Raw genomic sequence first — 25983 nt, forward strand, 5'->3', positions numbered from 1 at the left:
ATGGCCGAAGGATATTGCGATAAGCGAATCGATAACCTTTCGTTAAGGCGTAAGAGTCATTGCCTTGCCGCTCTTCTTGGATTCTGCTGTTTGCCTTTTTCTCTCGTGGCTGCACAGCTACAGCAGCACGGCCACTTAAAGTATGAATATGATGGCTATGTATTTTCAGATTCGAGTGCTTATCAAGCACGTTATGGTCAGTATCAAGTAAATCAAACCGCGCAGCTTCGTTATCACATAGGAAGTCGTTGGCAATCTGGCTGGTTAGCCGAAGCGGATTATCAACTGCTGGCTGGTTATGGTGAGAAGCGTTTTCAAGCAACGCCTCTAGTGGATGGTTACTTTGGCTTAGGCTCGGTGATTGATGATGAACAACGCCTGTTTAATCTTACCCATACTATCTCTGACCATAGAGACTTTGCGATGCTTCAGCGCTTAGACAGAGCCATCGTCGGCTATCAGACGGATAACAATGTCATCAAGCTGGGCCGACAAGCCATTACTTGGGGCAATGGCCTGTTCTTTAATCCTATGGATTTCGTCAATCCCTTCGACCCCACCTCTCTTGATAAGGAGTACAAAACCGGTGATGACATGGTGTATGGACAGCACCTATTGCAAGATGGCAACGATCTACAGGCGGCCTATGTTATCCGCCGAGATGGCGATTCAGATGTCACTTTTGATGTTGCCACCGCAGCCCTTAAATACCACGGATTTATCGATAACATACATGAGTACCACCTCTTGCTGGCCGAGCATTATGACAGCCGTATCGCTGGAGTCTCTAGCATTATCAGTGTCGGTGGTGCTATCTGGGCAACGGATCTGGTTACCACTTGGGGAGAGGAAGATTATCTCTCTCTGGTTAGTAACTGGAGCTACTCATGGGTTGGCTTCGAGCGCAATATGACCGGAACCATAGAGTATTTCTACAATGGTCTCGGTATTAGCGATGGTGATTATAGCCCCAAGTCCTTGTTGCAACATCCAGAGCTGGTGGCAAAGTTAGAGCGTGGCGAACTGTATAGCCTTGCGCGGCACTATCTTGCTGGTAACCTTTATATTGAGATGACACCACTTTGGTCACTATCACAAAACCTCTTTTATAATGCTTCGGATAACTCGGCGCTGTATCAGCTACTTAGTCTGAATAGTTTGAGTGATGATTTTCGCTTAACCACGGCGCTGACTGTGCCTATAGGGGCTGATGGTACCGAATATGGAGGGTTAAAACTTAGCGAGGGACAGTACGCTAGCTTTGAATTGTCACTTTATGTGCAACTCGCTTGGTATTTTTGAATGAGTGAAAGTTAATATTTTCTCCTAGAATCGTACTTTCGATAGCGCAAGGCTTCACTGTTGGCTTAGCTAACGATCAGTTAAATGTGAGGTTATTGCTTTAAAAAGCTTTGTATAAGATTAAGTCGTAATGAACACGATTTAATATAGGCATGTGGTTTTTTTATTGCGTGATATGAAGCTAAGTCTTTGTTCTATAAATATACAGGCAAGATAGCATACGGTCGCAAGAGAATAGCGCAAACTGTTTCAATATCTGGTATTCTAGCGCCTTATTAGAAGCGACTAACATTGCATATAAATCATGTCCAAACAAGACTCTCTTTGGTTTAAATCTTTACGCTGGCTTCAGCGTAAATTAGTTCACACTATCGTTGTGCCTCACGATCCCTTTGATGATCTCAATCTTGATCCAAGCAAGCCGTTAGCTTATGTGATGAAGACTGAGTCGGTTAGTGATATCGCTGCACTCAGTGAAATGACTGCAAAACTTGGCTTGCCTAGTCCATATGAGGAGCTAGAGGTCAATGGCATCAAGGCTCCGCGAGTCGTTTGCCTAGAGGGAAGTAAGCCTCTTTTTGGCCAGCGAGAAGGTGGTGAACAGTACGTAGATTGCTTTAAGAGACTACTTAGCGTACATAAGCAAAACCGTGAATTAGACATTCAGTTGGTGCCTGTCAGCCTGTATTGGGGTCGTACTCCAGGTAAAGAAGATGACACGATGCGCGCAGCGGTACTCGAGCGCCAAAACCCAACTTGGTTACGCAAGTGTTTGATGATTCTCTTTTTAGGACGTCATAACTTCGTGCAGTTTTCCAATGCGGTGTCATTGCGTTATATGGCCGATGAACACGGTACAGATAAGCGTATCGCCCAGAAACTTGCTCGTGTAGCAAGGGTGCATTTCCAGCGTCAGCGCAAGGTGATGACAGGACCACAACTGCCTAAGCGTCAGGCGTTATTCCACTCTTTACTCAAGTCAGAGTCGATCGCTAAGGCGATTAAAGAGGAAGCGGCAAGCAAGAAGATCTCTGAATCGGAAGCGCGTGCCAAGGCGATGGAGTATTTGGATGAGATCGCAGCTGACTACTCAGATAGCCTAGTGCGTATCGCCGAACGTTTCCTGACTTGGTTATGGAATAAGCTCTATAAAGGCATCAATATTAAAGGTGCTGAGCAAGTAAGGCAGCTGCATCATGATGGTCATGAGATCGTTTATGTGCCGTGCCACCGTAGCCATATGGACTACCTGCTACTGTCGTATATTCTCTATTATCAAGGTATGGTTCCGCCGCATATTGCTGCAGGTATCAACCTTAATTTCTGGCCTGCTGGTCCAGCATTCCGACGTGGTGGCGCGTTCTTTATTCGTCGTAGTTTCGGTGGCAATAAACTATACACAGCCGTGTTTCGCGAGTATTTAGATCAGTTATTTACCAAGGGCTATTCGGTAGAGTATTTCACCGAAGGTGGCCGTTCGCGCACGGGTCGTTTGCTTGCCCCAAAAACGGGTATGTTGGCAATGACCCTAAACAGCGTGCTGCGTGGCGTAGAGCGCCCGGTGACTCTCGTGCCTGTTTATCTTGGCTATGACCATGTGATGGAAGTGGCGACTTACCATAAAGAGTTGAGCGGTAAGAAGAAAAAGAAAGAGTCTGTTTGGCAGGTATTTGGTGCTATCCGCAAGTTGGGTAACTTTGGTCAGGGTTACGTTAACTTTGGTAAGCCAATCACTCTGCATAGCTTCCTCAACGAACAGGCGCCAGATTGGCGCGAAGAGTTAGCTAAAGAGCCTGAACAGAAGCCGACATGGTTAACACCTGTGGTCAATACGCTCGCTAATCGTGTGATGACCAATATCAACGACGCTGCGGCGGTGAGTTCAGTCACCCTAACCAGTATGGTATTGCTCGCTTCAGAGCAAAATGCCCTTGAGCGTACCCAGTTAGAGAAGCAGTTAGATCTTTATTTAACGCTATTGAAAGACTTGCCATATACCGAATATACCTCGGTGCCAGAAGGCAGTGGTCATGATCTAGTGTCTCAAGGTTTAGAGCTTAAGAAGCTACAGATTGAAAGCGATCCACTAGGCGATATTATCTCGATTGATCAAAGTATTGCGATCACCATGACCTATTATCGCAATAACATCATTCATTTGATGGTTGTGCCATCGCTAATCGCTGCATGTTTATTGCGCAAAGAAAACTGCACTCGTGACGATGTCATTAGCTTTGTTAACGATTTCTACCCACTGCTTGAGGCTGAGCTGTTTATGGGGATCGAAGATCCAAGCCAATACAGTCACCAGATCCTCGATATTCTCGTGGCACAGGGGTTAGTGATCGAAGATGGTAGCTTTGAAGTGGTTGAAAGCAAAGTAAATCAACTGCTACTGCTTTCTGGCACGATTGGTGAAACCATGCAGCGTTATGCCATCTTGTTTAATCTACTAGAAATGAAGCCTGAGATTGAACGTTCTGAACTCGAGAAAGATAGCCACCGTTTGGCGCAAAGATTGGGTGCACTTCACGGTATTACGGCACCAGAGTTCTATGACAAGAAGCTATACGCTACGCTGAGTGTCAAATTGAAAGAGCTAGGTTACCTAGCCGATAACCCAGGGTGCAGCGATATCAAACGTATAAAAGAGAGAGCGAATCTACTGTTACGCTCGTCCGTGAGACAAACTATTGTAGATAGTGTGCATGCGGAGCAGAAAGCTTAATGGCAAATCATATGAATGCAGCCAAAAACAAGGCTGCAGGTAAGTCGCTGTTAGGTGGCGCCATGATTATCGCGGGTACGGCAGTCGGGGCAGGCATGTTCTCTTTGCCTGTTGTAGGCGCTGGAATGTGGTTTGGTTACTCGCTATTGATGATGGCAGGTGTGTGGTTTTGTATGTTGGTGTCGGGCTTAATGCTGCTTGAAACCAACTTGCACTTCGATCCAGGGGCGAGCTTCGATACTCTGACTAAGGCGACTTTAGGTCAGTTCTGGCGTATCGTAAATGGCCTATCGATTGCGTTTGTGCTGTATATTTTGACCTATGCCTATATCAGTGGCGGTGGCTCAATTGTAAATCACAGCCTTGAAGGGTTAGGTATTCATCTACCTCAGAGCGTTGCAGGTTTGGTATTCGCTGGTGTATTGGCGACGATAGTCATTATCAGTACCAAGGCGGTCGATAGGATTACCACCGTGATGCTGGGCGGTATGATCATTACCTTCTTCCTCGCCGTGGGTAATCTGTTACTCGACGTCGAGTCGGTGAAGCTGTTTAGCCCAGATGGTGAAAACAAGTATCTGCCCTATATGCTAGCTGCACTGCCTTTTGGCTTAGTGAGTTTTGGCTATCATGGCAATGTGCCAAGCCTAGTTAAATATTACGGTAAAGATCACCGCACTATTATCAAGGCCATAGCGATTGGTACAGGTATAGCACTGGTTATCTATATCTGCTGGCTTGTTGCAACCATGGGTAATATCTCTAGAACTGGCTTTATCGATATCATTGAGCAAGGCGGTAACATGGGCGTGCTAGTGAATGCCCTATCTGGCGTGATCACCAGTGACTGGCTAACGACCATGCTAACGCTATTTGCTAACCTAGCCGTTGCTTCGTCTTTCTTGGGAGTAACCTTAGGGCTGTTTGATTATCTGGCGGATCTATTCGGATTTGATGAGTCACGCTCGGGCCGACTAAAAACGGCTACTGTGACCTTCCTTCCGCCGACATTGCTTGGTCTGCTATTTCCAAATGGTTTCCTCATTGCTATCGGCTTTGCGGCACTGGCAGCCACTATTTGGGCGGCAATCGTACCGGCTATGATGGCTTATAAAGTCCGGGTTATGTATCCAGATAGCACTAGCTATAAAGTGCCAGGCGGTAACGCGGTGATCGCCATAGTGATCCTGTTTGGCGTTATTACTGCTGCGTGCCACTTGTTGGCGATGGCGGATATGTTGCCAGTATACGGTTAGTCGCTAGTGGCGAGCTAATCAAAAAAGCCTCTTTTAAAGAGGCTTTTTTGTTTTTGGCCCTAAACCACCTGCTTCAAAAGCTGGTTCGTTTACTTTCTAGCTTCAGTTTATTGAGATACTGAGTCGGCGTTTGGCGTCGAAAGCGGGTGAATGATCGGCTAAAACTGTGGGAGTTCGCATAACCTAAGCGCGTTGCAATTTCGGCCACGCTCATTCCCTCCAGCATATATTTAATCGCCTGATTACACAGAATGTATCCAGACAGGTAGGTAAAGGTGAACCCCAGTTTTTGCAACCGTCTCTGTAGTTGTTGCCGCGAAACACCAAACAGAGCGGCGACCGCATCGACGCTAGGCAAGCCATAATAGCGTGAATAATTCACCATCTCATACAGAACCTTAGGCTGATCCGTTGGTTGCGGCATATTGAGGTACTTCTCCAGCTGAGACAGTGGAATAGAGGTGGTGAGTGGCTCAGGGGTGTAGGTATAGTCGTCGGTGAACATCAACAGACTATCGATACCTAGCCACAGTTCGGTTTGCGGTGCATTCCAAGATACAGGACAGCCAAATAGTGCTTCAGTTTCTTTTTGTTGAATAGGCGGGCCACTCAGTTGCACTTTGCGTGGACTGTAGTCGTTGCCAGCATAGTTTTTAATGGCGTTAAAGAGGGTAAAAGCCACTCTTAATGAGTCATGAGAACGCGCCTTTCCCTTAACGAAAGTGTTGCTGTAGCACCACTTTAAGATCTTTCCAGATTGCTGAGCATAGTAACTCGCACCAGACTGGAAGCTGCAGATCCCATGGTTGATCCGCCTAAATGACATTGCTAAGTCTGGGGCACTTAAAAACCAATTACCTGGTATCTCTAGGTTCGCGAGTGTCAGGTGGCTCTGGATCTTCACCATAAAATCGGTTTCACCAGTTAATCGCTCAATCTGTTCGAACCATTTCGACACTTCTGTAAAAGGGATCAGTGTCATCCTATCTTGAAGTACTAACTTAGGGATGCCTAAGTCATCAGCCGTCACACCATAATGAGCCTCAATCCCCTCTAAAACCGGAGATACATAGCAAGATCGAATAAAGGCAGTGTTGAGCAGCATAGTGAATATCCTAACCTGATAGTGGTCTAATTGAATCATAAAGGAGTGCTAATTGATACATAAGTGTATTTCATCTTGTGGTGATGAAAAGAAAGGGCAAACTACGCAGCCAAAACACTTTTTTGAGGTTTATTCCTATGAGCTTGTTCAGTATGCCATTTGTAGATACAGGTGTTGATACGGCCCTGCATGGCGTTGCTGCGGTGGTGATGGTGGCAACGGTTGCTGCGGCAGCATTTGGATTTTGGAAGATCCATGAGTTACCAATCAATAAGGCGCACAAAGAGCAGCATCATCAGATAGGACTTATTACCGCACTCACTTGGATAGGTTTTATTTGGCATTGGGTATGGGTTGTTGCGGTCATCGTTGCCTTTGTCGATGGAGAGAAGGCGCTGCGCAGGATCAGAGATGTATGGCGTGAAAAAGAGCCGCAGGCGATAGCGAATGAGCCAGCAGTAAAAGAGGAGCAAACCAATGCTTGAAGGCTTAGCGGTATGGGCACTGTTTATTTATCTACTTCGCCTAGTCGGCATGCCTTGGAATACCTACAGTAAAGCGTTTGCCTACTTAGGAGGTACAGGCTGGCTGATGTTTGTTTGGGTGGGTCTACTAAATTACACGCCAATGGATCTATCGGGTGGCTCCCTAGTGCAATCTCCGCACATTCAGTTGCGTCCTGCAAACTCGCAGATCCGCGGTAAGGTTGAGAATATCTATGTTCAGCCTAATCAGAAGGTTGAGGCTGGACAGCTGATTTATGATTTAGATGCCGAGCCTTATCAAATTGCGTTAAATAAGGCATTGGTGGCACAGGAAGCTGCCAAGGTAAACCTGTCGTTGGCCAATGAAGATGTAAAGCTTGCGCTTAAGCAGCATGAAGTGGCTATTGCCGATGTCAGTATTACCAAGAATCAGCTCGATGCATCGACGAAAGATCTAGTCTGGAAACAGAAGACATTGGCGCGCTTTATTGAGCAGAACCGTGTGGTGCCAGATACCATAACTAAGAGCCAGCTAGATGAGCAGCAAACGGCGGTGGATCTTGCCAAGGCGCAGGTGCAAACCTACACAACCCAAATTGAGAAGGCACAGATGGCAGAGCATACGGCGCTGCTGAATATTGAGAAATCTCATTTGGCGGTAGAGAGTCGTCAATCGGATCTCAATAGCGAACATGAAAATGTGGCACAGGCTCAGTGGAACTTGGATAACACCAAGATTTATGCGCCTACCGATGGTTATGTGACCAACTTTATCATGCGTGAAGGTCAGTACGTTGGGGTAGCGCCACGCATGCAGATGTACACCAATGAAAAGTACGTACTGATGCGGGTGAACCATCAGGCGATTCGTAACGTTAAAGTTGGTCAGCTCGCAGAGTTTGCCTCTGCGGTTTATCCTGGAAAAGTATTTAACGCCGAAGTCGAGGGTATCATCGAAGCGACAGGTGAGGCGCAAGGGCGTTTGGTGGCTTTAGATGATAATGTTAGGCAAACCACAGGGCAAAACCTCAACAACAAGCACCACTTTGTCAGGTTAAAACTGACCGAAACAGGTGATTACGACATTCCAGTCGGCTCGGTAGGACTTGCATGGGTCTCTGGCACTAAGCCGATAGAGTTCTTGGCCTTCTTAGATGTGATCCGCGGTATTGTGATAAGAATGAAGTCGCAAATCTACTACTTCTATTCCATCTAATCTAGCCCGGTAAATATAGCCCTAAGCTGTTAACACTTGGGGCTATTTAACGAGTTGGACGACTAAGCGAAGACACAGTTTCGGCCATTATTTTTAGCCTTGTATAGCGCCTCATCGGCGCGTTTTAATGTTTTTTCAAATGAGGTTTCACCGCGCTGTTCGGCAACGCCAATCGAGATGGTGATATTTACCGTCTGGTTTGGCTTCTGCTTCCTGTTTCTATCTAATTTGCTCTTACCCTTGCGTCCCTGATCACGTAGCACAATATTATACTGACCGATTTTTTGTCTGATCTCCTCTAGGTGAGGTAATACTCGTTCAATATTTTTGCTTTCAAATACTATGGTGAACTCTTCACCGCCGTAACGAAAAACTTGTCCCCCCCCTTTAACTTTGCTGAGTTTTTTGGCTACTAAACGCAGAACTTGATCACCAACATCATGGCCGTAGGTATCGTTAAAGCTTTTGAAGTGATCGATATCCACCATCGCTACGCAGTAATGTTTATTGAGCGATAACGCCATGGTATTTAAGGCTCGTCGAGAGGCGAGCCCAGTTAATTCGTCTTTATAGGCGAGATCATAGAGCGCAAATAACATAGAAAACAGGTACGCAGCAGCTAGCATAGAGAGCAGGATGGCAAATGACATATCGTTGGGAAGGTAGTAGTTAAATAGCCAAATAAACTGCGTCAGTGCAATGGTAGAGTTGGTTCCCGTTGCGTGCCAAACGGTATAGATGCTGATCACTATGCATGAGATCCCAATAGGAAGATACAGGGATGCGATCAAGTTAAGTGTACTGGGCAATTGGGTCATATTAAATGATGATAAACCTTCTGCTCCGGCCTTCCAGATAAAGGCCAGTGCAAAGCAAGCACAAATACCAAGTAAGACTTTGAAAAAGTGTATAGAAATCGGGTTTCTATCCTTGCTGATAGCAAAAAAAGTGATGATTAGCGTGCCAGTAAGAAAGACTTGGTCTCTGTCAAAGCTAGAAAGGGGTTCAGTTTGGCTAAGGTGGTAATAAAGCAGTAACAGTAGCGATAGGTAGCTAATACGACCACATTTAAATTGCAGTGCTAACACTGCAGAAAGAGATAACAGGTAATAGGGGAGGTCATCAAACCTAGGCAGCCATCCCTGCCATGTGGCCGTTAACTGCTGGATCACGGCGATACCAATGAACGCAAGTATGATTGGGACAAAGAGATAACGTAGGCTTCGCTCTAATACAGGCACTCACACTCCTCCTTGATGATGGCTGGATCTAGATTATAGTCCACAGGATCAAACCTATCTTATTTTCCACAGTCGATGTTTCTGGGGGATTTTAAGAAATTACTCACTCTTGTTTGCATCATTTGCTGGTGATAGTTGGACAGCTGACGCAAATCGGTCTTAACTCAAAGGATTAGGATGCGTTAGTGATGGAACCTGTGATGAAAGTTGACCAATATTTTCAAGGCCAGCCATGCTGGATAGAGTTAGCCTCACTGAATATCAGTGCAAGCAAACAGTTTTATAGCAGCTTATTTGGTTGGGAGATCATCGATATGCCGATCCCGCAGGGGATATATAGCATGATGGCGATCGATGGTGATGATATTGGTGCCATGTATCAACTGCCCGAAGAGATGGTGGCTAATGGTGATACCACCCAGTGGACAGTGTATTTTGCGGTAGAAAATCTTGATTCATCACTAGTCGATGTAATCGGAGCGGGAGGGACTCTGTTGATAGGTCCCCATGATGTCGGTGAAGCTGGGCGCATGGCGATCGTTCAAGATCCCGAAGGGGCGAGGTTTGCACTCTGGCAAGCGAAAAACCATCTGGGAGCGCAACGCGCAGCCGAAACACATACCCTGTGTTGGGTGGAGTTAGCCTGTCGTGATCCGCAGGAGGCAAAGAAGTTTTATCCCCATGTGTTTGGCTGGGGGACGAGAGACAGTAATATGGAAGGCATGGATTACACCGAGTGGCAGGTGGGAGCGCAAGATATTGGCGGCATGATGGCGATGACTGAGGAATGGGGTGATATGCCTGCCCATTGGATGCTGTATTTTACCGTTGAAAACTGCGATGACAAAGCGGCCCAGGTCGAGCAGCTTGGTGGCAAGGTCTGTGTGCCTCCTACCGATATCCCTAATGTTGGCCGTTTTGCGGTAATTAACGATCCTGACGGTGGCTTCTTTTCGATTATAGAGCTGCGTATGGGGAGTTAAGCTATTAATAACGAAACAGGGTCGCAATGCTGCGACCCTTTTGCGTTATGTCTTTCTAAACTACTCCTTACTTAAAGATCGGCCATAGATCAGTAGGTAGATCGCAGGGATCACAAATAGCGACAGCAGTGGTGCTGTGACCATACCGCCCACCATAGGGGCTGCAATTTTTTGCATCACCTCATTACCCGTACCGCTGCCCCACATGATAGGCAGTAATCCAAAGAAGATGGTGGCTACCGTCATCGCCTTAGGACGAATACGCATAACTGCGCCGTGAATAAGCGCTTCGCTTAAGTCGCTGCGTTTATTGAAGTCTCCAGCCAGCCTACGTTCTTTGATGCTGTTATTCAGGTAAACCTGCATCACCACGCCAAATTCGGCGGCAACACCAGCAAGGGCGATCATCCCCACAGATACGGCTACCGAGAAGTCGAAGTTCAAGAAGTAGAGTAACCAAGCGCTACCTACGAGTGAGAAAGGTAGGCTTAGCATAATTACCGACGCTTGGATAAATGAGCTAAAGGTCATCATGAGTAACATGAAGATAACCGCTAACATTAACGGCACAACCAGCTGCATCTTGGCTTCTACCCGCTGCATATACTCATATTGACCAGCAAAACTATAGCTGTAGCGTGGTGGCAAGGTGATCTGCTCGTCTAGTGCCGCCCTTGCTGTAGTGATGTATTCACCTATAGAGATATCTTTCAAATCGACAAAAACCCAGCTGATTAAACGGCCGTTTTCACTGGCAAGCATAGGTGCACCATCACTGATGGTGATACTGGCAAGGTTACCTAAGGGTAGATATTTCCCCGTCTTTGTTAGTACAGGTAGATCTTCCAGCTTTTCGATACTGTCGCGAAGCTCCCTTGGGTAGCGGATATTGATCGGGTAGCGTTCTTGGCCTTGAATCGACTGTCCCACCTGCATGCCGCCAATTGCCATCTGCACCACGTCTTGAATATCTTTAAGGGTCATTCCATACCGAGCGGCATTTTTAAGATTGGGCTCAATATCGATATAACGACCACCACTGGTGCGCTGGGCAAAGGCCGAAGCCGTGCCGGGTAGTTTACTGACCACGGCTTCGATCTCTGTGCCTATTCGCTGCAACTCATCGATGTCGGCGCCGGAGATCTTTATACCCACAGGGGTTCTTACCCCTGTAGAGAGCATGTCGATACGGGTCTTAATCGGTTGCACCCAAGCATTGGTGATACCCGGTACTTTGACGGTTCTTTGTAGCTCCGCGATAATGTCTTCTAGCGTCATCCCTTCACGCCAAGTGTCCCTAGGGTTAAGCATGATGGTGGTCTCTAACATAGTTAGAGGCGCCGGATCTGTAGCTGTCATTGCTCGGCCGACCTTACCAAAGACCCGCTTCACTTCAGGTATGGTTTTTATCAACCTATCAGTTTGTTGCAAGATTTCCGCAGCTTTACCTGCACTGACACTCGGTAGGGTGGTCGGCATGTAGAGTAGGTCACCCTCTTCAAGCTCTGGCATAAACTCGCTGCCCATCTTGGTCATAGGATAAATAGCACTTGCGAGGGTAATGATTGCGAGCAAGATAGTGACTTTTGGAAAACGTAATACCAAGCGCAACGTAGGCTCGTAAATCGCAATTAAGAAGCGGCTAATGGGGTTCTTACGTTCATCGGGGATCTTACCGCGAACGAAGTAACCCATTAACACAGGTATCAGGGTGATTGCTAATATTGCACTCGCCGCCATGGCAAAGGTCTTGGTATAGGCTAGCGGATGGAATAGTCGCCCCTCTTGCGCCTCTAGGGCAAAAACAGGCACGAAGCTTAGGGTGATGATCAGCAAACTGAAAAACAGTGCCGGACCCACCTCAACTGATGCTTTACGTACTAGCTCCCAGTGCGCCTCTCCCGTAGGTGTGGCACCGTTATGCTGTTCTCGATAGTGCTCTAAGTGTTTGTGGGTGTTTTCCACCATCACGATAGCGGCATCTACCACGGCACCAATAGCGATGGCGATACCACCTAAGCTCATGATATTGGCATTGACGCCAATCATGTTCATCACGATAAAGCTGATTAGAATCGAGATCGGCAGTGAGATTATCGCAACTAATGTCGAGCGAGCATGAAGCAGGAAGATCAGGCAGATCACCGCGACGACAAGCATCTCCTCAAGTACCTTGTGCTTGAGGTTGTCTACCGAATTGAGAATGAGCTCTGAGCGATCGTAAGTGATCACTAACTCAACGCCATCGGGTAGGCCGTTTTCTATCTCTTTGAGTTTGTCTTTAACATTATTGATGGTCGCAAGGGCGTTCTCACCGTAGCGCATCACCACGATACCGCCGACCACTTCGCCTTCACCATTTAGTTCGGCAATACCGCGACGTGCGGCAGGGCCAGTACGCAGCTGAGCCACATCTTTCATCAATACCGGGGTGCCTGATTCAGACACGATGCCTAACGGGATCTCCTCAAAGTCGGCCAAGGTTTGCCGATACCCCGTAGAGGTGATCATATACTCGGCTTCGGCCATCTCGATCACCGAGCCACCAGTAGAGCTGTTGGAGTTATCTAAGGCATTCTTCACTGTCATCAAATCAATCTGATACAGCGCCAGCTTATGGGGATCGACGATGATCTGATAGGACTGCTCCATACCACCAATGGTGGCGACTTCTGACACTCCTTCAACGCTTTGCAGTTCCAGTTTTAGAAACCAGTCCTGTAACGAGCGCAATTGAGCTAAGTCATGCTTACCCTTACGGTCGACTAGGGCATACTGGAACACCCAGCCCACCCCTGATGCATCTGGCCCTAAGGTTGGCGTGACACTGTCGGGTAGTTGTCCCTGAGTCTGGGAAAGGTATTCTAAAACCCGTGAGCGTGCCCAATAGATGTCAGTGCCATCTTCAAAAATGATATAGACATAGGAGTCACCGAACATGGAGAAACCGCGTACGGTTTGCGCCCCCGGTACTGCTAGCATGGCAGTGGATAACGGATAGGTTATCTGATCTTCTACCAATTGCGGCGCTTGTCCCGGATAGGAGGTTTTAACAATGACTTGTACATCTGACAAGTCAGGTAGTGCATCTAGTGGTGTCATACGCATCGCTTGATAGCCGATTAAGGCGATCACAGCTGTAAGCACTAACACCATCGCTCGTTGTTTAATCGAGGCGCTGATAATTTTTTCTAGCATGATCAGTCTCCGATTAGTGGTTTGCGTGCGGATCGTTTGCCACGCTACTGTTTTCGCTGCTATTGCTGCCACTTAAACGCTGTAAGCTGCCTTGGATGCTGGCTTCTGAATCCAGTAAGAACTGACCGGAGACAATCACCTTGTCGCCAACGGTTAAGCCTTCGATGATCTCGGCTTTGCCCTGAGCAATCATACCGACTTTTACCGGCACAGAAGCAAAACGGTTATCGTCACGCTGCACTACGACTCGGTTTTCGCGGCCAGTAAGAATGAGGGCTTCAGTTGGGATCGCCAGTACTTCACGTTTAGGGCCACCGAAGAGTTTCACATCGACCAAGGTACCTGGTTTAAGTAACTTGTCTGGGTTATCTAATTTGATCCGCACTCTCATTGCGCGGGATACAGGATCAAGCTCTGGGTAGATATAGTCGATTGTCGACTCGAGATCGAAGAGCCCTTGCGCGGCTGAGGTGACTTCGACTGGGCGTCCCTGTTCGAGCCAGCTTTGTTCATTCTCAAACACATCGGCAATCACCCACACACTGCTCAAATCAACGATTTCAAACAGGGTATCGCCAGGTTGCACATACATGCCATGACGAACAGTAAGCTTACTGATAAAGCCATCTTGCTCGGCATAAAAGGGCACGCGGTAAATAGTCTTGCCAGTGCGCTCGAGCTGTTTGATGGTATCAGAGCTCACACCGAGTAACTCTAGGCGTAATCGCGCCTTACGCAATAAACCTTGACCACGATCTTGATCTTGCTTTAGATAGTCTACCGCTTGCATATAATCATCTTGAGCATTGATCAGCTCTGGAGAATATAGCTCGTAGAGTAGTTGTCCCTTTTTGACGCGCTGGCCGACGTTATGCACCATCAAGGTTTCAATCCAGCCGTTGACGCGGGTGTGACTGTGGCCGATGGCGTTCTCGTTATACTCCACCGTGCCGATGGTCTTTACTAGCTTCCATAGCGTGCCTTCGGTGACTTGTTCGCTGCGCATGCCTAAGGCTTGCTGCATACCGCCCGATACGCCAACGACGACTTCTTCACCGACGCCACCTATGGTGACTTTCTCGAGATCCATGCCGCATATCGGGCAGGATCCAGGTACATCGGAAACAACATGTGGATGCATAGGACAGACATACTTGATGTTGCCATCATCGCTGCTCTGAACTGCAGGCGCGAGAGTTGGCTTAGGCTGGCTTAAGATCTGATCGGCCTGAGACTGCTCCGTTGAGGAGCTCGATTGAGCCGTGTGGTTATGGCCTGCGTGTTCATCAGGCAGGGATTCCTCTTCCTCCTCTTTTACCAAGAACATCTTACACTCAGGGCAGCGACCGGGTTCGTGGCTAGTCACTTCAGGGTGCATAGGGCAGTAGTAGTTTTCGATAGCCGCAACCTGAGATGAGCCTGACTGCTTATCCTCTTCTTGTTCGTCTTGTACCAAAAACATCTTACACTCAGGGCAGCGGCCAGGTTCATGGCTAGTCACCTCTGGGTGCATAGGGCAGTAGTAGTTTTCGATAGCCGCAACCTGGGATGAGCCTGACTGCTTGTCTCCTTCTTGTTCGTCTTGTACCAAAAACATCTTACACTCAGGGCAGCGGCCAGGTTCATGGCTAGTCACCTCTGGGTGCATAGGGCAGTAATAGTGATTACTGATAGCTGCATTCTGGTTTTGATGAGGCGTGGTGTCCGCTTCATCTTGAACGAGGAACATCTTGCACTTAGGGCAGCGGCCAGGCTCATGGCTGGTCACCTCTGGGTGCATAGGGCAGTAATACTCGGTTCCACGTTGATTGGACTCATGTTGATGAGTCTGTGTATGTTCTTTGTCAGCTGCCGTTGTCTGGCTAAACCCCAACTGCGGCGTTGCGACCATCACTAGACTTAAAGCGCAAACTGCAGAGCGGCGCGCTTTCTTCAGTTTTAATAAACTCATAATGCCTTATCTCCACCCTAGATATTAGTGATGCTTGTGAGCAGATTTAGCGGCCTTGTCGCCAGCAGCGATAGGTTCTAGATCCATTCCACACTTAGGGCAGCTATCGCCTGCTTGACCTGTAATAGCTGGGTTCATCGGGCATGCATGGGTATGCTTGCTCATATGTTTGTGGTGCTTGTTAGCTTTATTAGGGCACGACTCTTTATTGGGGCAAGAGTCACAGTTTTTAGCGTTATCGGTTTTAGCGATAGGTTCTAAGTCCATGCCGCATTTAGGGCAGCTGTCGCCTGCTTTGCCTGTAATAGCTGGGTTCATAGGGCATGCATGGGTATGCTTGCTCATATGCTGGTGGTGCTTGTTAGCTTTATGAGGGCACGACTCTTTATTAGGGCAAGAGTCACAGTTTTTGCCATGGCCTTTAGCCGCAGTTTTAGTTGCTTCTAAGTCCATGCCGCACTTAGGACAAGAATCACCTTTAACACCAGTTACTTCAGGATGCATAGGGCATGCATAATCTTGGCTTTGTACAGCATGTTGGTTTTTATGGGCACCATGATGGTGCTCGTTTGCAGATGCTGTACCCGTCCAAGACAGAAGTAATAGGGCTGATAAGGCTAAACTTATAAGGGTTTTCATAACTCAACTCCATCGTATAGATGGCCGAATGCCTGTGCTTAATTTGAGCAGCAGAACAATTAACGGCTTAAATAATTGCTGATTAAGATTAATTTGTTTTCTTTTTTACAAAGAGATATTCGCATAGGGCACAGGCCCATGGGTTATGCGATTGGAGGTCTTAAATCTTGTGGCAATGAAATAGAGTGGAAATGAGGCATAGGAGTGGCCAATGCAATATCGGAAGTGTTGAAACCTGGCCAAGGTGACACACTAAACAGGGTACCTGTTACTGAAATAACCAAACAGTGATTGCAGTCACTCTGGCATGATCCGTTGCCGTTGCAACAATGCTGAGAATTGCCGGGAAGCATTTGCATTTTCTCCTCAGAATCGCAGCAATGAGTGTCTTCATCCATCTGAACTTGGTGACATCCAGTTCCCGCTTGCATACTCATCATCTGCATTTCATCAGCCATCGCACTTGGTACCATCTGCGATCCATTAGATAGCACTAGCTGGCTCAACAATGCGAGCAGCGTAAATGCTAATAATGTATGACGACGGATTATGCTAAACATGATGTATCCAGATAATAAGCTGCGACTAGTCTACCATAGGAATTAAGCGGCACATTGATAAAGTTCACAAATTTACCTGCTCAATGTGCCCTATCTTATAGATTAAAGACTAATATCTTACTGTTTTGATAGTAGTAATTTTGCCATCAATTGTCCATGTGTCATCAGGCTAACCTGTTTTTCACTGCCCATACCGTCATTGAGCTTAATGGTTGGATTATCGATGAACTGATAGGCATCCTCTTCAGACAAAATGCTCGGTGTGAACGCCTTATAGTTGGCTGCAGTTTCAAGGTCTATATAGAGATAGAGCGGCTCAGATTTTACCCAGTTCGAATCTTCCGCGTTGGTTTCGAATAGATCACGGTACTGTACCTCAATCAAATTTTGTCCTTGATCTAATTCTAGATAACGACTGTCAACGTTACTTAATCCGTTAACGGCTAAAACTTCAATTGATTCAGGAAAAGCTACTGACGCAGCTTGAGAAGTGAAGCTAGCGATTGATAATGCGATTACGCTGATAAACTTTTTCATAATAAACTCCAAACAAAGTTAGATAATGAATATAGCGGTCAGTTTTCGGGCAAAGGTTGATAGGCAAGGTTCTAGCTTCCTACTACCGTTTAAGCCCCTTCAAAACAGCTTGAGACTGATCGCCTCGCCTACTATCAACATTGGATTGATAGCTAAAGGCGCAGATTGCTTAAATTGTTGTAACTGACTTCTTGTGCCGTATTGAGTTAGCTAAAGAAGCCGTTAAATATGAGGTTAAGCGTGCAAACCAATGGGAGGGGGATTGAGCGATGAGAGTTCAGCGGTCTGTAAAGACCAGAAAGCCGTTTGTAGGCTTGCCATTGAACTTGGAGCGATAAGTATTAATTGCGCTTGCTCCACAATACCAGGCGCAGAGACACTGCTGGATGCGCAGTCATTTGCACCCAACATCTTACATAGCGCGTCGCAGTCGATGTTAGCTAAGTTTAAATTGGGCATCTTAGATGCGCAGTTCATTTGAGAGTCTGTTACTAAGGACGCGATTAAGGTATTAGCGTCTAGGGACTCGATTTGTGTTTGAGAGACTTGAGACTCGATATGTTGAGATGCGTGTGAACTGGCATGCAAAAATTTAGGCATAGCCATCGCAGGAGACAGAATAAACTGTCCAATCAATGCGATAAAAAATGCTAAAAAGGTAATTTGCTTACGCATGCCTAACCTTAGGTTATGTAACAAAGTGGATATAATTAACTAGACCTGCGCTTTGTCGGAAAAGTTGCAAAAATCATAAAATTTTTGATTTTAGGCCTGTTACCCATCTCACTTTTACATCTAAAAGAATTTCAAATTAAATACCTTAAATCAGTCTAATATCAGGTTGGTAACCTATTAACCTTGCGATAATCAATGCTTTAGCGTAGCTTTAGTGATGGTGCATATAACATGGATAGACCTTGGCGCCAAAGACAGATTTGGAGCCATGTCTCATTTTGCACTTTTAGTTCCAGATCAATGACTAGGATCTAGTTTATAATGATCAAATAAATAGAGATGAAGTTAACTTACATCGATATAAAAATTAAATACTTGGAGATGAGTGATGAACTGGCGAGCACTATTTAAACCTAGCGCAAAATTTTCGATTCTGGCATTGCTGATTATCGGTGTCGTTGTCGGTGTTGTTGGCTACTTTGCTACACAACAAACTTTACACGCAACGAGTACAGATGAGTTCTGTATGAGCTGTCACAGCAACCACTCATTAAAAGATGAAGTGCTTGCATCTGCTCACGGCGGTGGTAGCGCGGGTATCACGGTACAATGTCAAGATTGTCACCTTCCACACAACCCAGTTAAGTACCTAGTTAAGAAGATCATCGTATCTAAAGATCTATACGGTTACCTAACTATCGACGGTTTCAACACTCAAGAGTGGTTGGATGAAAACCGTAAAGAGCAAGCCGATCTAGCACTTAAGTATTTCAAAGGCAATGACTCTGCTAACTGTCAGCACTGTCACACTCGTATCTACGAGAACCAGCCTGAAACTATGAAGAAGATGGCGAAGAGAATGCACGCTAACAACTTCAAGAAAGAAGAAGACAAGCGTAAGACTTGTGTAGATTGTCACAAAGGTGTTGCTCACGTTTATCCTAAGGGATAATGCTCAGTCATAAGCCTAGCCACTGAGTGAACCAAGCTGTTTTAAGCAGCAAGTTAAATCGCTAAAAGCCCCTTAATTGGGGCTTTTTTGTTTTTAAGAGTCGGGAAGTAAAGGAAGGTCCTAGGAAAAGCTGAGAAAGGTTCTAGGTTCTAGGGGAAAGCTAAGACGGAAAAGCTGGATAAAGCCGGATAGGGCTAAGACGGAAAAGCTGGATAAAGTCGGATAGGGCTAAGACGGTAGAGCCGGAAAAGCCAGCTCTGTGTTGTAGGTCGGGCTTTAGCCCGTCAGTCTTTTGCTCTTCCTAGCAGGGCGTAGCCCGCTCTCGCAGCGAAGCGTCCTAGGATCTTAAAGCTAAGACGAACGGCCTGAGGAACGTGACTGCGTCACTTACGGAAAAGCTAGGAAAGGCTCTAGGCTCTAGGGGAAAGCTAAGACGGAAAAGCTGGATAAAGTCGGATAGGGCTAAGACGGAAAAGCTGGATAAAGTCGGATAGGGCTAAGACGGAAAAGCTGGATAAAGTCGGATAGGGCTAAGACGGTAGAGCCGGAAAAGCCAGCTCTGTGTTGTAGGTCGGGCTTTAGCCCGTCAGTCTTTTGCTCTTCCTAGCAGGGCGTAGCCCGCTCTCGCAGCGAAGCGTCCTAGGATCTCGATCCTATGAAATGAACAAATAAAAGGCAAAACAGCTGATACTGTTTTGCCTGTGTTTTTTTAGACTTTTGCTAGAACCTAGAACCTAGAACCTAGAACCTAGAACCTAGAACCTAGAACCTAGAACCTAGAACCTAGAACCTAGAACCTAGAACCTAGCCTTGAGCCTGCTTATCCATAACTTGCCTGCGATACTGCAGTAGGCTGAATACGCCGAAAAGGAAGACTTGCAGATAATCTGATTTTTTCAGTGGCAGCAAGGTGTTAAACAGCGTGTGGAAGATGAACGTCTGAAAGCAGTGCATAAAGATGGTCATCACAAATAGGATGTTGAGGATCACCGATACATTGCCCTCAAATGGCATGGCTAGGTTATATAGCATCATTAACCAAGCGAATGCGGTCACAATTTTTCCTAGAACGAGCATGGCTTTCATTTAGTTGGCTTCCTCGGTGTCACTTGTCGTTTCATCGAGCACTAGCTCGGCTGAATATTGATATAAACGATAGATTACTTGACCAGCCTTCTTCTCTTTAAGCAAGCTCCAGCTGGTTGGTACGGTTAGCATAGTTATTTCGCTTTCTGTTTCTACGTAGATCAGAGCATCATCGTTAAGCCACTGATGCTGATCGATAAGGCTAATGCTCTTTTCTGCCAGTGACTTTCTAAAAGGTGGATCGATAAACACCAGATCGAAGCCTTCACTCGGTTTGTTGGCAAGTAAGGCTAGGCTATCACCCTTGATGACATCGGCGTTCTCACACTTGAGCGTGGCAAGATTAGCCACAAGCTGTTTCGCCGCTTGAGCCTGAAGCTCGAAAATCTTGGCGTAACTGGCGTATCGTGATAACGACTCTAGGCTTAACGCGCCGCTACCGGCAAAGCAGTCGAGTACACGAGCGCCACGCACATCATTAGCAATCCAGTTGAACAGAGTCTCTCTAACGCGATCTGTGGTTGGGCGCAGCCCTTCAAGATCGTGAATGGGCAGCTTTCGCGAGCGCCACTGGCCTGAAATAATCCTAACTTGACCGCTAGAAGGTCTTTTTTTGACCATGGTGTCCTCGTGATTTTGCCTAATGAAAGAAAGTGGTAGACTATGCCGTCTGAATTTAGGTCGTTATTTTATATCAAAGCACAGCTAAAAGGTAAAAAGCAGTGATGAGAATCCGTCTGAATGGCGTTTTTGCTGTTTTTATCAGCGTAATTTGAGCTGGTTTTTGATATAACGTCCTCCACCCTAATGCATTTATGTACAGCTATTTGAGCACCGGTATCACACATGGCAAAGAAAGGTTTTTTTTCCTGGTTCCGCAAGGATAAATCTAAAGAAGAAGCGCAGGCTGTAGAAGCGGCGAAACTAGAAGCTGAAAAGCTTGAGCTTGAAAGAGTTGAAGCAGAGCGTCTCGCAGCCGAGCAGGCCGAAACTGAAAGGCTCGCAGAAGAAGCGCGCCTAGCTGCGGAGCAAGCAGAAGCCGCACGTCTTGAAGCTGAACGCATCGAAACAGAAAGAGTGGCCGCAGAGCAAGCCGAAGCTCAAAGAATTGAAGCCGAACGTCTTGAGTCAGAACGTCTTGAATCAGAAAAAGTTGCGGCAGAAGCTGCAGCTGAGCAAGCTCGTTTAGCGGCGGAGCAGGCGGCTCAAGTAGAAGCGGAACGCCTTGAATCTGAAAGAGTGGCTGCTGAGCAGGCTGAGGCTCAAAGAATTGAAGCCGAAAGAATCGAAGCTGAGCGTCTTGAGTCAGAACGTCTTGAGTCAGAACGTCTTGAATCAGAAAGAGTTGCGGCAGAAGCTGCAGCTGAGCAAGCTCGTTTAGCGGCGGAGCTGGTGGCTCAAGCAGAAGCTGCGCGTCTTGAAGCTGAACGCCTTGAGTCTGAAAGAGTGGCTGCTGAGCAGGCCGAAGCCCAAAGAATTGAAGCTGAGCGTCTTGAGTCAGAACGTATTGAGTCAGAAAAAGTTGCGGCAGAAGCTGCAGCTGAGCAAGCTCGTTTAGCGGCAGAGCAGGTGGCTCAAGCAGAAGCTGCGCGTCTTGAAGCTGAACGCCTTGAGTCTGAAAGAGTGGCTGCTGAGCAGGCCGAAGCCCAAAGAATTGAAGCCGAACGTCTTGAATCAGAAAGAGCCGCGGCAGAAGCTGCAGCCGAACAGGCTCGTTTAGCGGCAGAGCAGGAAGCCCAAGCCGAACGTATTGAGGCAGAAGCTGCGGAACAAGCAGAACAACAGCCAGAGCCACAGGCTAAGCCGGTAAAAGAGGGGCTTTTCGCCCGCCTAAAGCGTGGCCTTAAGCGTACCAGTGAGAGCATTGGTAGCGGCTTTATTGGTTTATTTAGCGGCAAGAAGATCGATGACGATCTTTTTGAAGAGTTAGAAGAACAGCTATTGATCGCCGACGTAGGTGTTGAAACAACAACGCGTCTGATTAAGAGTCTAACTGAGCAGGCGAGCCGTAAGCAGTTAAAAGATGGTGAGGCTCTTTACGATCTGTTACGTGAAGAGATGCAAAAGACACTCGACCCTGTATCTGTGCCCTTAGTGCCAGAAAATGCCGATGGTCCATTTGTGATCTTAATGGTTGGTGTCAACGGTGTGGGTAAGACTACCACTATTGGTAAATTGGCTAAGCAATATCAGGCTCAAGGTAAATCGGTTATGTTGGCGGCGGGTGACACCTTCCGTGCTGCAGCTGTAGAACAGTTACAAGTTTGGGGTCAACGTAACGACATTCCAGTTATTGCTCAGCACACTGGTGCCGATAGTGCATCTGTGCTGTTTGATGCGCTACAAGCGGCTCGCGCTCGTAATGTTGACGTATTGATTGCCGACACGGCGGGTCGTCTACAGAACAAGGCGCACCTAATGGACGAACTGAAGAAGGTCGTTCGCGTGATGCAAAAGCAAGACGAGACTGCACCGCACGAAGTGATGTTAACCTTAGATGCGAGCACGGGTCAGAACGCCATCAGTCAGGCGCAGCTATTCCAAGAAGCAGTCGGGGTAACGGGTATCACCATTAGTAAGTTAGATGGTACCGCAAAGGGCGGGGTGATCTTTGCTATCGCCGATAAGTTTGGCATTCCTATTCGTCATATCGGCGTGGGTGAGCAGATAGACGATCTACGTACTTTTGATGCAAAAGACTTTATCGAAGCCTTGTTTAGCCAGACAAAAGACGACAAAGACGTTAAATAGCGTTAGCTTATAGAAGATAATTTAAACAGCATATTCGATACGATATCGCCAACTAACAAGAAATCTAATTAATGATTCGATTTGAGCAGGTAAGTAAAGTCTATCCCGGAGGGCAAAAAGCCCTATCGGATGTGAGTTTCCATCTAAAGCGTGGTGAGATGGCCTTTTTGACGGGCCACTCCGGCGCAGGTAAGAGTACGCTGCTCAAGCTGATCACCGTTATTGAAAGGGCTAATGGTGGTCGCGTGTCAATTAATGGCCATGATATTGCTAAAGTTAAGCGCTCGCAGGTGCCTTATCTGCGTCGTGATATCGGTATGATTTTCCAAAACCATCATCTATTAATGAACAAGAGTGTGTTCGATAACGTCGCGTTGCCATTGATGATTGAAGGTTTCTCTATTGGCGAAATTCGTAAACGCGTTGCAGGCGCGCTTGATATGGTTGGCCTGTACGGCAAAGAGCGACATAACCCAATTATGTTGTCTGGTGGTGAGCAACAGAGGGTGGGGATCGCTCGCGCGATAGTAAACAAGCCGCCTCTATTATTAGCCGATGAGCCAACGGGTAACTTAGATCCTAAGTTGTCGATGGATATTTTGCGCCTGTTTGAGACTTTTAATGACTCAGGCACAACGGTTCTTATTGCAACCCACGATCTGGGACTTATTGCGCGGATGAAATACCGTACCTTAACCCTTAAGCAAGGTAGAGTCTTGGGAGCCGAAGAGCTCAATAGCCAAGATAACCTTGGCAGTTTCTGAGGATAAAGTCATGAGTAAGCAGCCTCAGTTAAATCGCAGTAAGTTACCTATCTCCGGTCGTATCGTGATGTTTTTCATCCGTCACATTCAACATGCAATGGCGAGTATGGGAGAGTTATGGCGCAATCCGGTGTCCTCTATCATGACCATGGCCGTCCTTGGTGTTAGTCTCAGCTTGCCAGCTGCGTTGCAGGTATTGGTGAAAAATGCCGAGACGATTACCGAGTCTTGGAATAGCGCCGCCGAAATCTCTCTGTTTATCGATGAGGGGCGCAGCGACAAGGCGATCCAGAGTTTGATCACTCGCCTGAAGGTTTATCCTGAGGTGAGTGATGTGAACTATATCGATCGTGATCAGGCATTAGAAGAGTTTCAGCGCCTATCGGGTTTTGGTGAGGCACTCTCTTATCTAGACTCGAATCCGCTACCAGCAGTGGTGATGGTAACCCCGAGTCTTAAATATTCAAGTCCAGCAGGTGCAAGAGAGCTGCTGCGTAAATTAGAGCAAGAGCCTGAGGTTAGCTTCGGTCGGCTAGATATCGAATGGCTAGAGCGGCTACAAGCTGTGGTCAAGCTATTAGAGCGTACCGTACTGGCGATTGCTGCACTGCTAGTGCTCGCCGTGGTGCTGGTGATAGGTAACACCATCCGCCTAGCGATTATGAACCGTCGCACCGAAATTGAGGTGATGAAGCTAGTAGGTGCTACCGAAGCCTTTATTCAGCGCCCCTTCCTCTATACTGGGATCTGGTATGGGATAATCGGCGGCATATTAGCCTGGGTCATTATCAATCTGTTGGTTTGGTATCTCGACTCCGCGTTGGCAGAGCTATTGGGCCTATACGGCAGTCAACTGCAGATGGAGTCGCTCTCCTTTGCAGAATTGGGGCAGTTGGTACTGTTGGCATCATTCTTAGGCTGGTTAGGATCTTACCTTTCTGTACGCCAACACTTAAGAGCGATAGAGCCGTCATAGTTTAGTGGCAATGGCTAAAAGGTGAACTTTTTTTCATTTGCGTTGCCCATAACTAGGTGCAAGACTCTATACGTCTATAATGAGTATTGACCCATATTAGATAAAACCGATGGTTGACATATTTTGTCAATTAGTCGATAGTTCACTGTCCATTTCAGTAATGAGTGGATGAGAACGTAGATTTAAGCAAGACCTTTGTAAGAAAGTAGTAGGAGCGTAAATGACAGATCAAACGCAATCAATGGCACTGATGGTTCCCCAAAGTAGTGGCAGCCTCGAGTCTTATGTTCATTCAGCACACAACATTCCAATGTTGGAAGCTGATAAAGAATATGAGCTAGCGAAGCGTCTACAGGAAACCGGTGATCTACAGGCTGCGAAACAGTTGATTATGTCGCACCTGCGTTTTGTTGTGCATGTCGCTAAAGGTTACGCTGGCTATGGCTTGCCACAAGCTGACTTAATTCAAGAAGGTAATATCGGCTTGATGAAAGCGGTTAAGCGCTTCGACCCCGATGTGGGTGTTCGCTTGGTATCGTTTGCCGTGCATTGGATTAAAGCTGAAATTCATGAGTATGTGCTGAAAAACTGGCGCATCGTTAAAGTCGCCACCACTAAGGCGCAACGTAAATTATTCTTCAACCTGCGTAAGGCTAAGACCCGTCTAGGTTGGTTTAGTGATAGCGAAGTGGGCATGGTTGCCGACAGTTTAGGTGTATCGAAAGCCGATGTGACCGAGATGGAATCGCGCATGGCGGCGCAAGATCCAGCCTTCGATCTCGCTAGCGACAACGATGATGAACATGATTATGCACCTATGCATTATCTTGAAGATCACTCGTCAGATTTAGCGTCTCAAGTTGAGAATGACAACTGGGAACAGAATAACCAAGCGCGTCTGCTATCGGCCATCAAGACCCTTGATGAGCGTAGCCAGCATATTCTTAAAGCGCGTTGGTTAGATGAAGACAAGACCACATTGCAAGATTTAGCGGCGACTTACCAAGTGTCTGCTGAACGTATTAGGCAGTTGGAAAAGAACGCCATGAATAAGCTTAAGGGTTGTATGGAAGCCTAGTCTCCATTGTGTGCCCAATAGCTTTAGCAATAAATGAAACCTGCTTATCCAAGCAGGTTTTTTTATGTCTGGAACATTTATGCCAAAAGCCCATGGATGGGCAGCTTTTGGCTTTATGTCTGGAGTTTGCTCTGACACATGTATCAGTGGCATCAGGCTGCGCCTGAGCAAAGTCGTGGGATTCCATCCCACATAGGGGCTTAAAGATATAAGCAATCAAGCTGTACTTGATAAAGGTCGTGAGCTTCCAGCTCACACTCGGCCAAGAAGGGGTCAACAGCAACCCCCTCTTGGATCTCCCTGCCGCCCCCGACGAAGTTGTTGATCCTCACTCATTTTCGAAAATCGCTATCGCTTCAGAATCGCCATCCATGGCTCTACTAAAGCTACCTCGTCATCCATGACTCGCTCACGCGATTTGTCTTCAATGACCTCGGCAACTTCGATGGGGAAATCGGTGTTTTCTGTGACAAAAGGAGGGAGCTCTAATTTTGTGTTTT

At 47.0% G+C, this 25983-nt stretch carries 21 protein-coding genes; 11 read left to right on the forward strand and 10 right to left on the reverse strand.

The genetic code is table 11. The features are described from left to right. The 3 genes from K5Q92_RS16370 (at position 1) to mtr (ending at position 5286) form a co-directional block, all read left to right on the forward strand. Positions 1 to 1302, forward strand: coding sequence for a hypothetical protein (locus K5Q92_RS16370; protein WP_220770000.1), 1302 nt, complete (start codon positions 1 to 3; stop codon positions 1300 to 1302). 304 nt (positions 1303 to 1606) lie between these two features. Then, positions 1607 to 4030 (forward strand): glycerol-3-phosphate 1-O-acyltransferase PlsB, encoded by a 2424-nt coding sequence (plsB, locus tag K5Q92_RS16375; protein ID WP_220770001.1) that lies wholly within the window; start codon positions 1607 to 1609, stop codon positions 4028 to 4030. Beyond that, the gene (gene mtr, locus K5Q92_RS16380; protein ID WP_220770002.1) at positions 4030 to 5286 is read left to right on the forward strand and encodes a tryptophan permease; all 1257 of its coding nucleotides are present in this window, start codon (positions 4030 to 4032) and stop codon (positions 5284 to 5286) included. Before plsB ends, mtr begins: the two co-directional genes overlap by 1 nt. Before the next feature lie 73 nt (positions 5287 to 5359). On the opposite strand, the gene K5Q92_RS16385 is transcribed toward mtr, so the two are convergent. Beyond that, positions 5360 to 6391, reverse strand: a complete 1032-nt coding sequence (locus K5Q92_RS16385) for an AraC family transcriptional regulator (protein WP_220770003.1) — start codon at positions 6389 to 6391, stop codon at positions 5360 to 5362. Between the two features lie 137 nt (positions 6392 to 6528). On the opposite strand from K5Q92_RS16385, the gene K5Q92_RS16390 reads away from it, so the two are divergent. Beyond that, entirely contained in the window at positions 6529 to 6876 is a 348-nt protein-coding gene (locus K5Q92_RS16390) for an MFS transporter (protein WP_220770004.1), read from the forward strand. Then, positions 6869 to 8092, forward strand: coding sequence for an HlyD family secretion protein (locus tag K5Q92_RS16395; RefSeq protein ID WP_220770005.1), 1224 nt, complete (start codon positions 6869 to 6871; stop codon positions 8090 to 8092). The genes K5Q92_RS16390 and K5Q92_RS16395 overlap by 8 nt, the downstream gene beginning before the upstream one ends. Before the next feature lie 62 nt (positions 8093 to 8154). On the opposite strand, the gene K5Q92_RS16400 is transcribed toward K5Q92_RS16395, so the two are convergent. Then, the gene (locus K5Q92_RS16400; RefSeq protein ID WP_220770006.1) at positions 8155 to 9333 is read right to left on the reverse strand and encodes a GGDEF domain-containing protein; all 1179 of its coding nucleotides are present in this window, start codon (positions 9331 to 9333) and stop codon (positions 8155 to 8157) included. 200 nt (positions 9334 to 9533) lie between these two features. Here K5Q92_RS16400 and K5Q92_RS16405 point away from each other — a divergent pair, with 200 nt between their 5' ends. Continuing rightward, entirely contained in the window at positions 9534 to 10316 is a 783-nt protein-coding gene (locus tag K5Q92_RS16405; protein WP_220770027.1) for a VOC family protein, read from the forward strand. A gap of 60 nt (positions 10317 to 10376) precedes the next feature. Here the strand turns inward: K5Q92_RS16405 and K5Q92_RS16410 are convergent, their stop codons facing one another. The 6 genes from K5Q92_RS16410 to K5Q92_RS16435 all read right to left on the reverse strand — a co-directional run bounded on the left by K5Q92_RS16410 (position 10377) and on the right by K5Q92_RS16435 (position 17876). Continuing rightward, complete coding sequence (locus tag K5Q92_RS16410; protein WP_220770007.1) at positions 10377 to 13514, reverse strand: efflux RND transporter permease subunit; 3138 nt, start codon at positions 13512 to 13514, stop codon at positions 10377 to 10379. A 13-nt stretch (positions 13515 to 13527) separates the two neighbouring features. Beyond that, complete coding sequence (locus K5Q92_RS16415; protein ID WP_220770008.1) at positions 13528 to 15465, reverse strand: efflux RND transporter periplasmic adaptor subunit; 1938 nt, start codon at positions 15463 to 15465, stop codon at positions 13528 to 13530. 24 nt (positions 15466 to 15489) lie between these two features. Then, positions 15490 to 16104 (reverse strand): heavy metal-binding domain-containing protein, encoded by a 615-nt coding sequence (locus K5Q92_RS16420; protein WP_220770009.1) that lies wholly within the window; start codon positions 16102 to 16104, stop codon positions 15490 to 15492. A gap of 143 nt (positions 16105 to 16247) precedes the next feature. Further along, positions 16248 to 16664: a hypothetical protein gene (locus K5Q92_RS16425; protein WP_220770010.1), complete on the reverse strand. Its 417-nt coding sequence runs from the start codon at positions 16662 to 16664 to the stop codon at positions 16248 to 16250. A 117-nt stretch (positions 16665 to 16781) separates the two neighbouring features. Continuing rightward, positions 16782 to 17201 (reverse strand): DUF2057 family protein, encoded by a 420-nt coding sequence (locus K5Q92_RS16430; protein ID WP_220770011.1) that lies wholly within the window; start codon positions 17199 to 17201, stop codon positions 16782 to 16784. A gap of 234 nt (positions 17202 to 17435) precedes the next feature. Then, positions 17436 to 17876: a hypothetical protein gene (locus K5Q92_RS16435; RefSeq protein WP_220770012.1), complete on the reverse strand. Its 441-nt coding sequence runs from the start codon at positions 17874 to 17876 to the stop codon at positions 17436 to 17438. Positions 17877 to 18264: 388 nt separating this feature from the next. Between K5Q92_RS16435 and K5Q92_RS16440 the strand changes: the two genes are divergently transcribed. Then, positions 18265 to 18828, forward strand: coding sequence for a NapC/NirT family cytochrome c (locus K5Q92_RS16440; RefSeq protein ID WP_220770013.1), 564 nt, complete (start codon positions 18265 to 18267; stop codon positions 18826 to 18828). 804 nt (positions 18829 to 19632) lie between these two features. Here K5Q92_RS16440 and K5Q92_RS16445 read toward each other — a convergent pair. Together K5Q92_RS16445 and rsmD are read right to left on the reverse strand one after the other, a co-directional pair. Further along, a complete protein-coding gene (locus K5Q92_RS16445) occupies positions 19633 to 19914 on the reverse strand; it encodes a DUF1145 domain-containing protein (RefSeq protein WP_220770014.1) in 282 nt (93 codons plus the stop codon). Further along, positions 19915 to 20535: a 16S rRNA (guanine(966)-N(2))-methyltransferase RsmD gene (gene rsmD, locus K5Q92_RS16450; RefSeq protein ID WP_220770015.1), complete on the reverse strand. Its 621-nt coding sequence runs from the start codon at positions 20533 to 20535 to the stop codon at positions 19915 to 19917. It lies immediately after the preceding gene. A gap of 225 nt (positions 20536 to 20760) precedes the next feature. On the opposite strand from rsmD, the gene ftsY reads away from it, so the two are divergent. The 4 genes from ftsY (at position 20761) to rpoH (ending at position 25483) form a co-directional block, all read left to right on the forward strand. Then, positions 20761 to 22665 (forward strand): signal recognition particle-docking protein FtsY, encoded by a 1905-nt coding sequence (gene ftsY, locus K5Q92_RS16455; protein ID WP_220770016.1) that lies wholly within the window; start codon positions 20761 to 20763, stop codon positions 22663 to 22665. 71 nt (positions 22666 to 22736) lie between these two features. Then, positions 22737 to 23429, forward strand: a complete 693-nt coding sequence (ftsE, locus tag K5Q92_RS16460; protein ID WP_220770017.1) for a cell division ATP-binding protein FtsE — start codon at positions 22737 to 22739, stop codon at positions 23427 to 23429. Between the two features lie 10 nt (positions 23430 to 23439). Then, positions 23440 to 24405 (forward strand): permease-like cell division protein FtsX, encoded by a 966-nt coding sequence (gene ftsX, locus K5Q92_RS16465; RefSeq protein ID WP_220770018.1) that lies wholly within the window; start codon positions 23440 to 23442, stop codon positions 24403 to 24405. A 220-nt stretch (positions 24406 to 24625) separates the two neighbouring features. Further along, positions 24626 to 25483 carry an RNA polymerase sigma factor RpoH gene (rpoH, locus tag K5Q92_RS16470; protein WP_220770019.1) on the forward strand — a complete coding sequence of 286 codons (858 nt, stop codon included), beginning with the start codon at positions 24626 to 24628 and terminating at the stop codon, positions 25481 to 25483. Positions 25484 to 25983: the final 500 nt, after the last annotated feature.

Origin of the sequence: Shewanella sp. MBTL60-007 (genome assembly GCF_019654915.1) — a bacterium.
Lineage (GTDB): Bacteria > Pseudomonadota > Gammaproteobacteria > Enterobacterales > Shewanellaceae > Shewanella.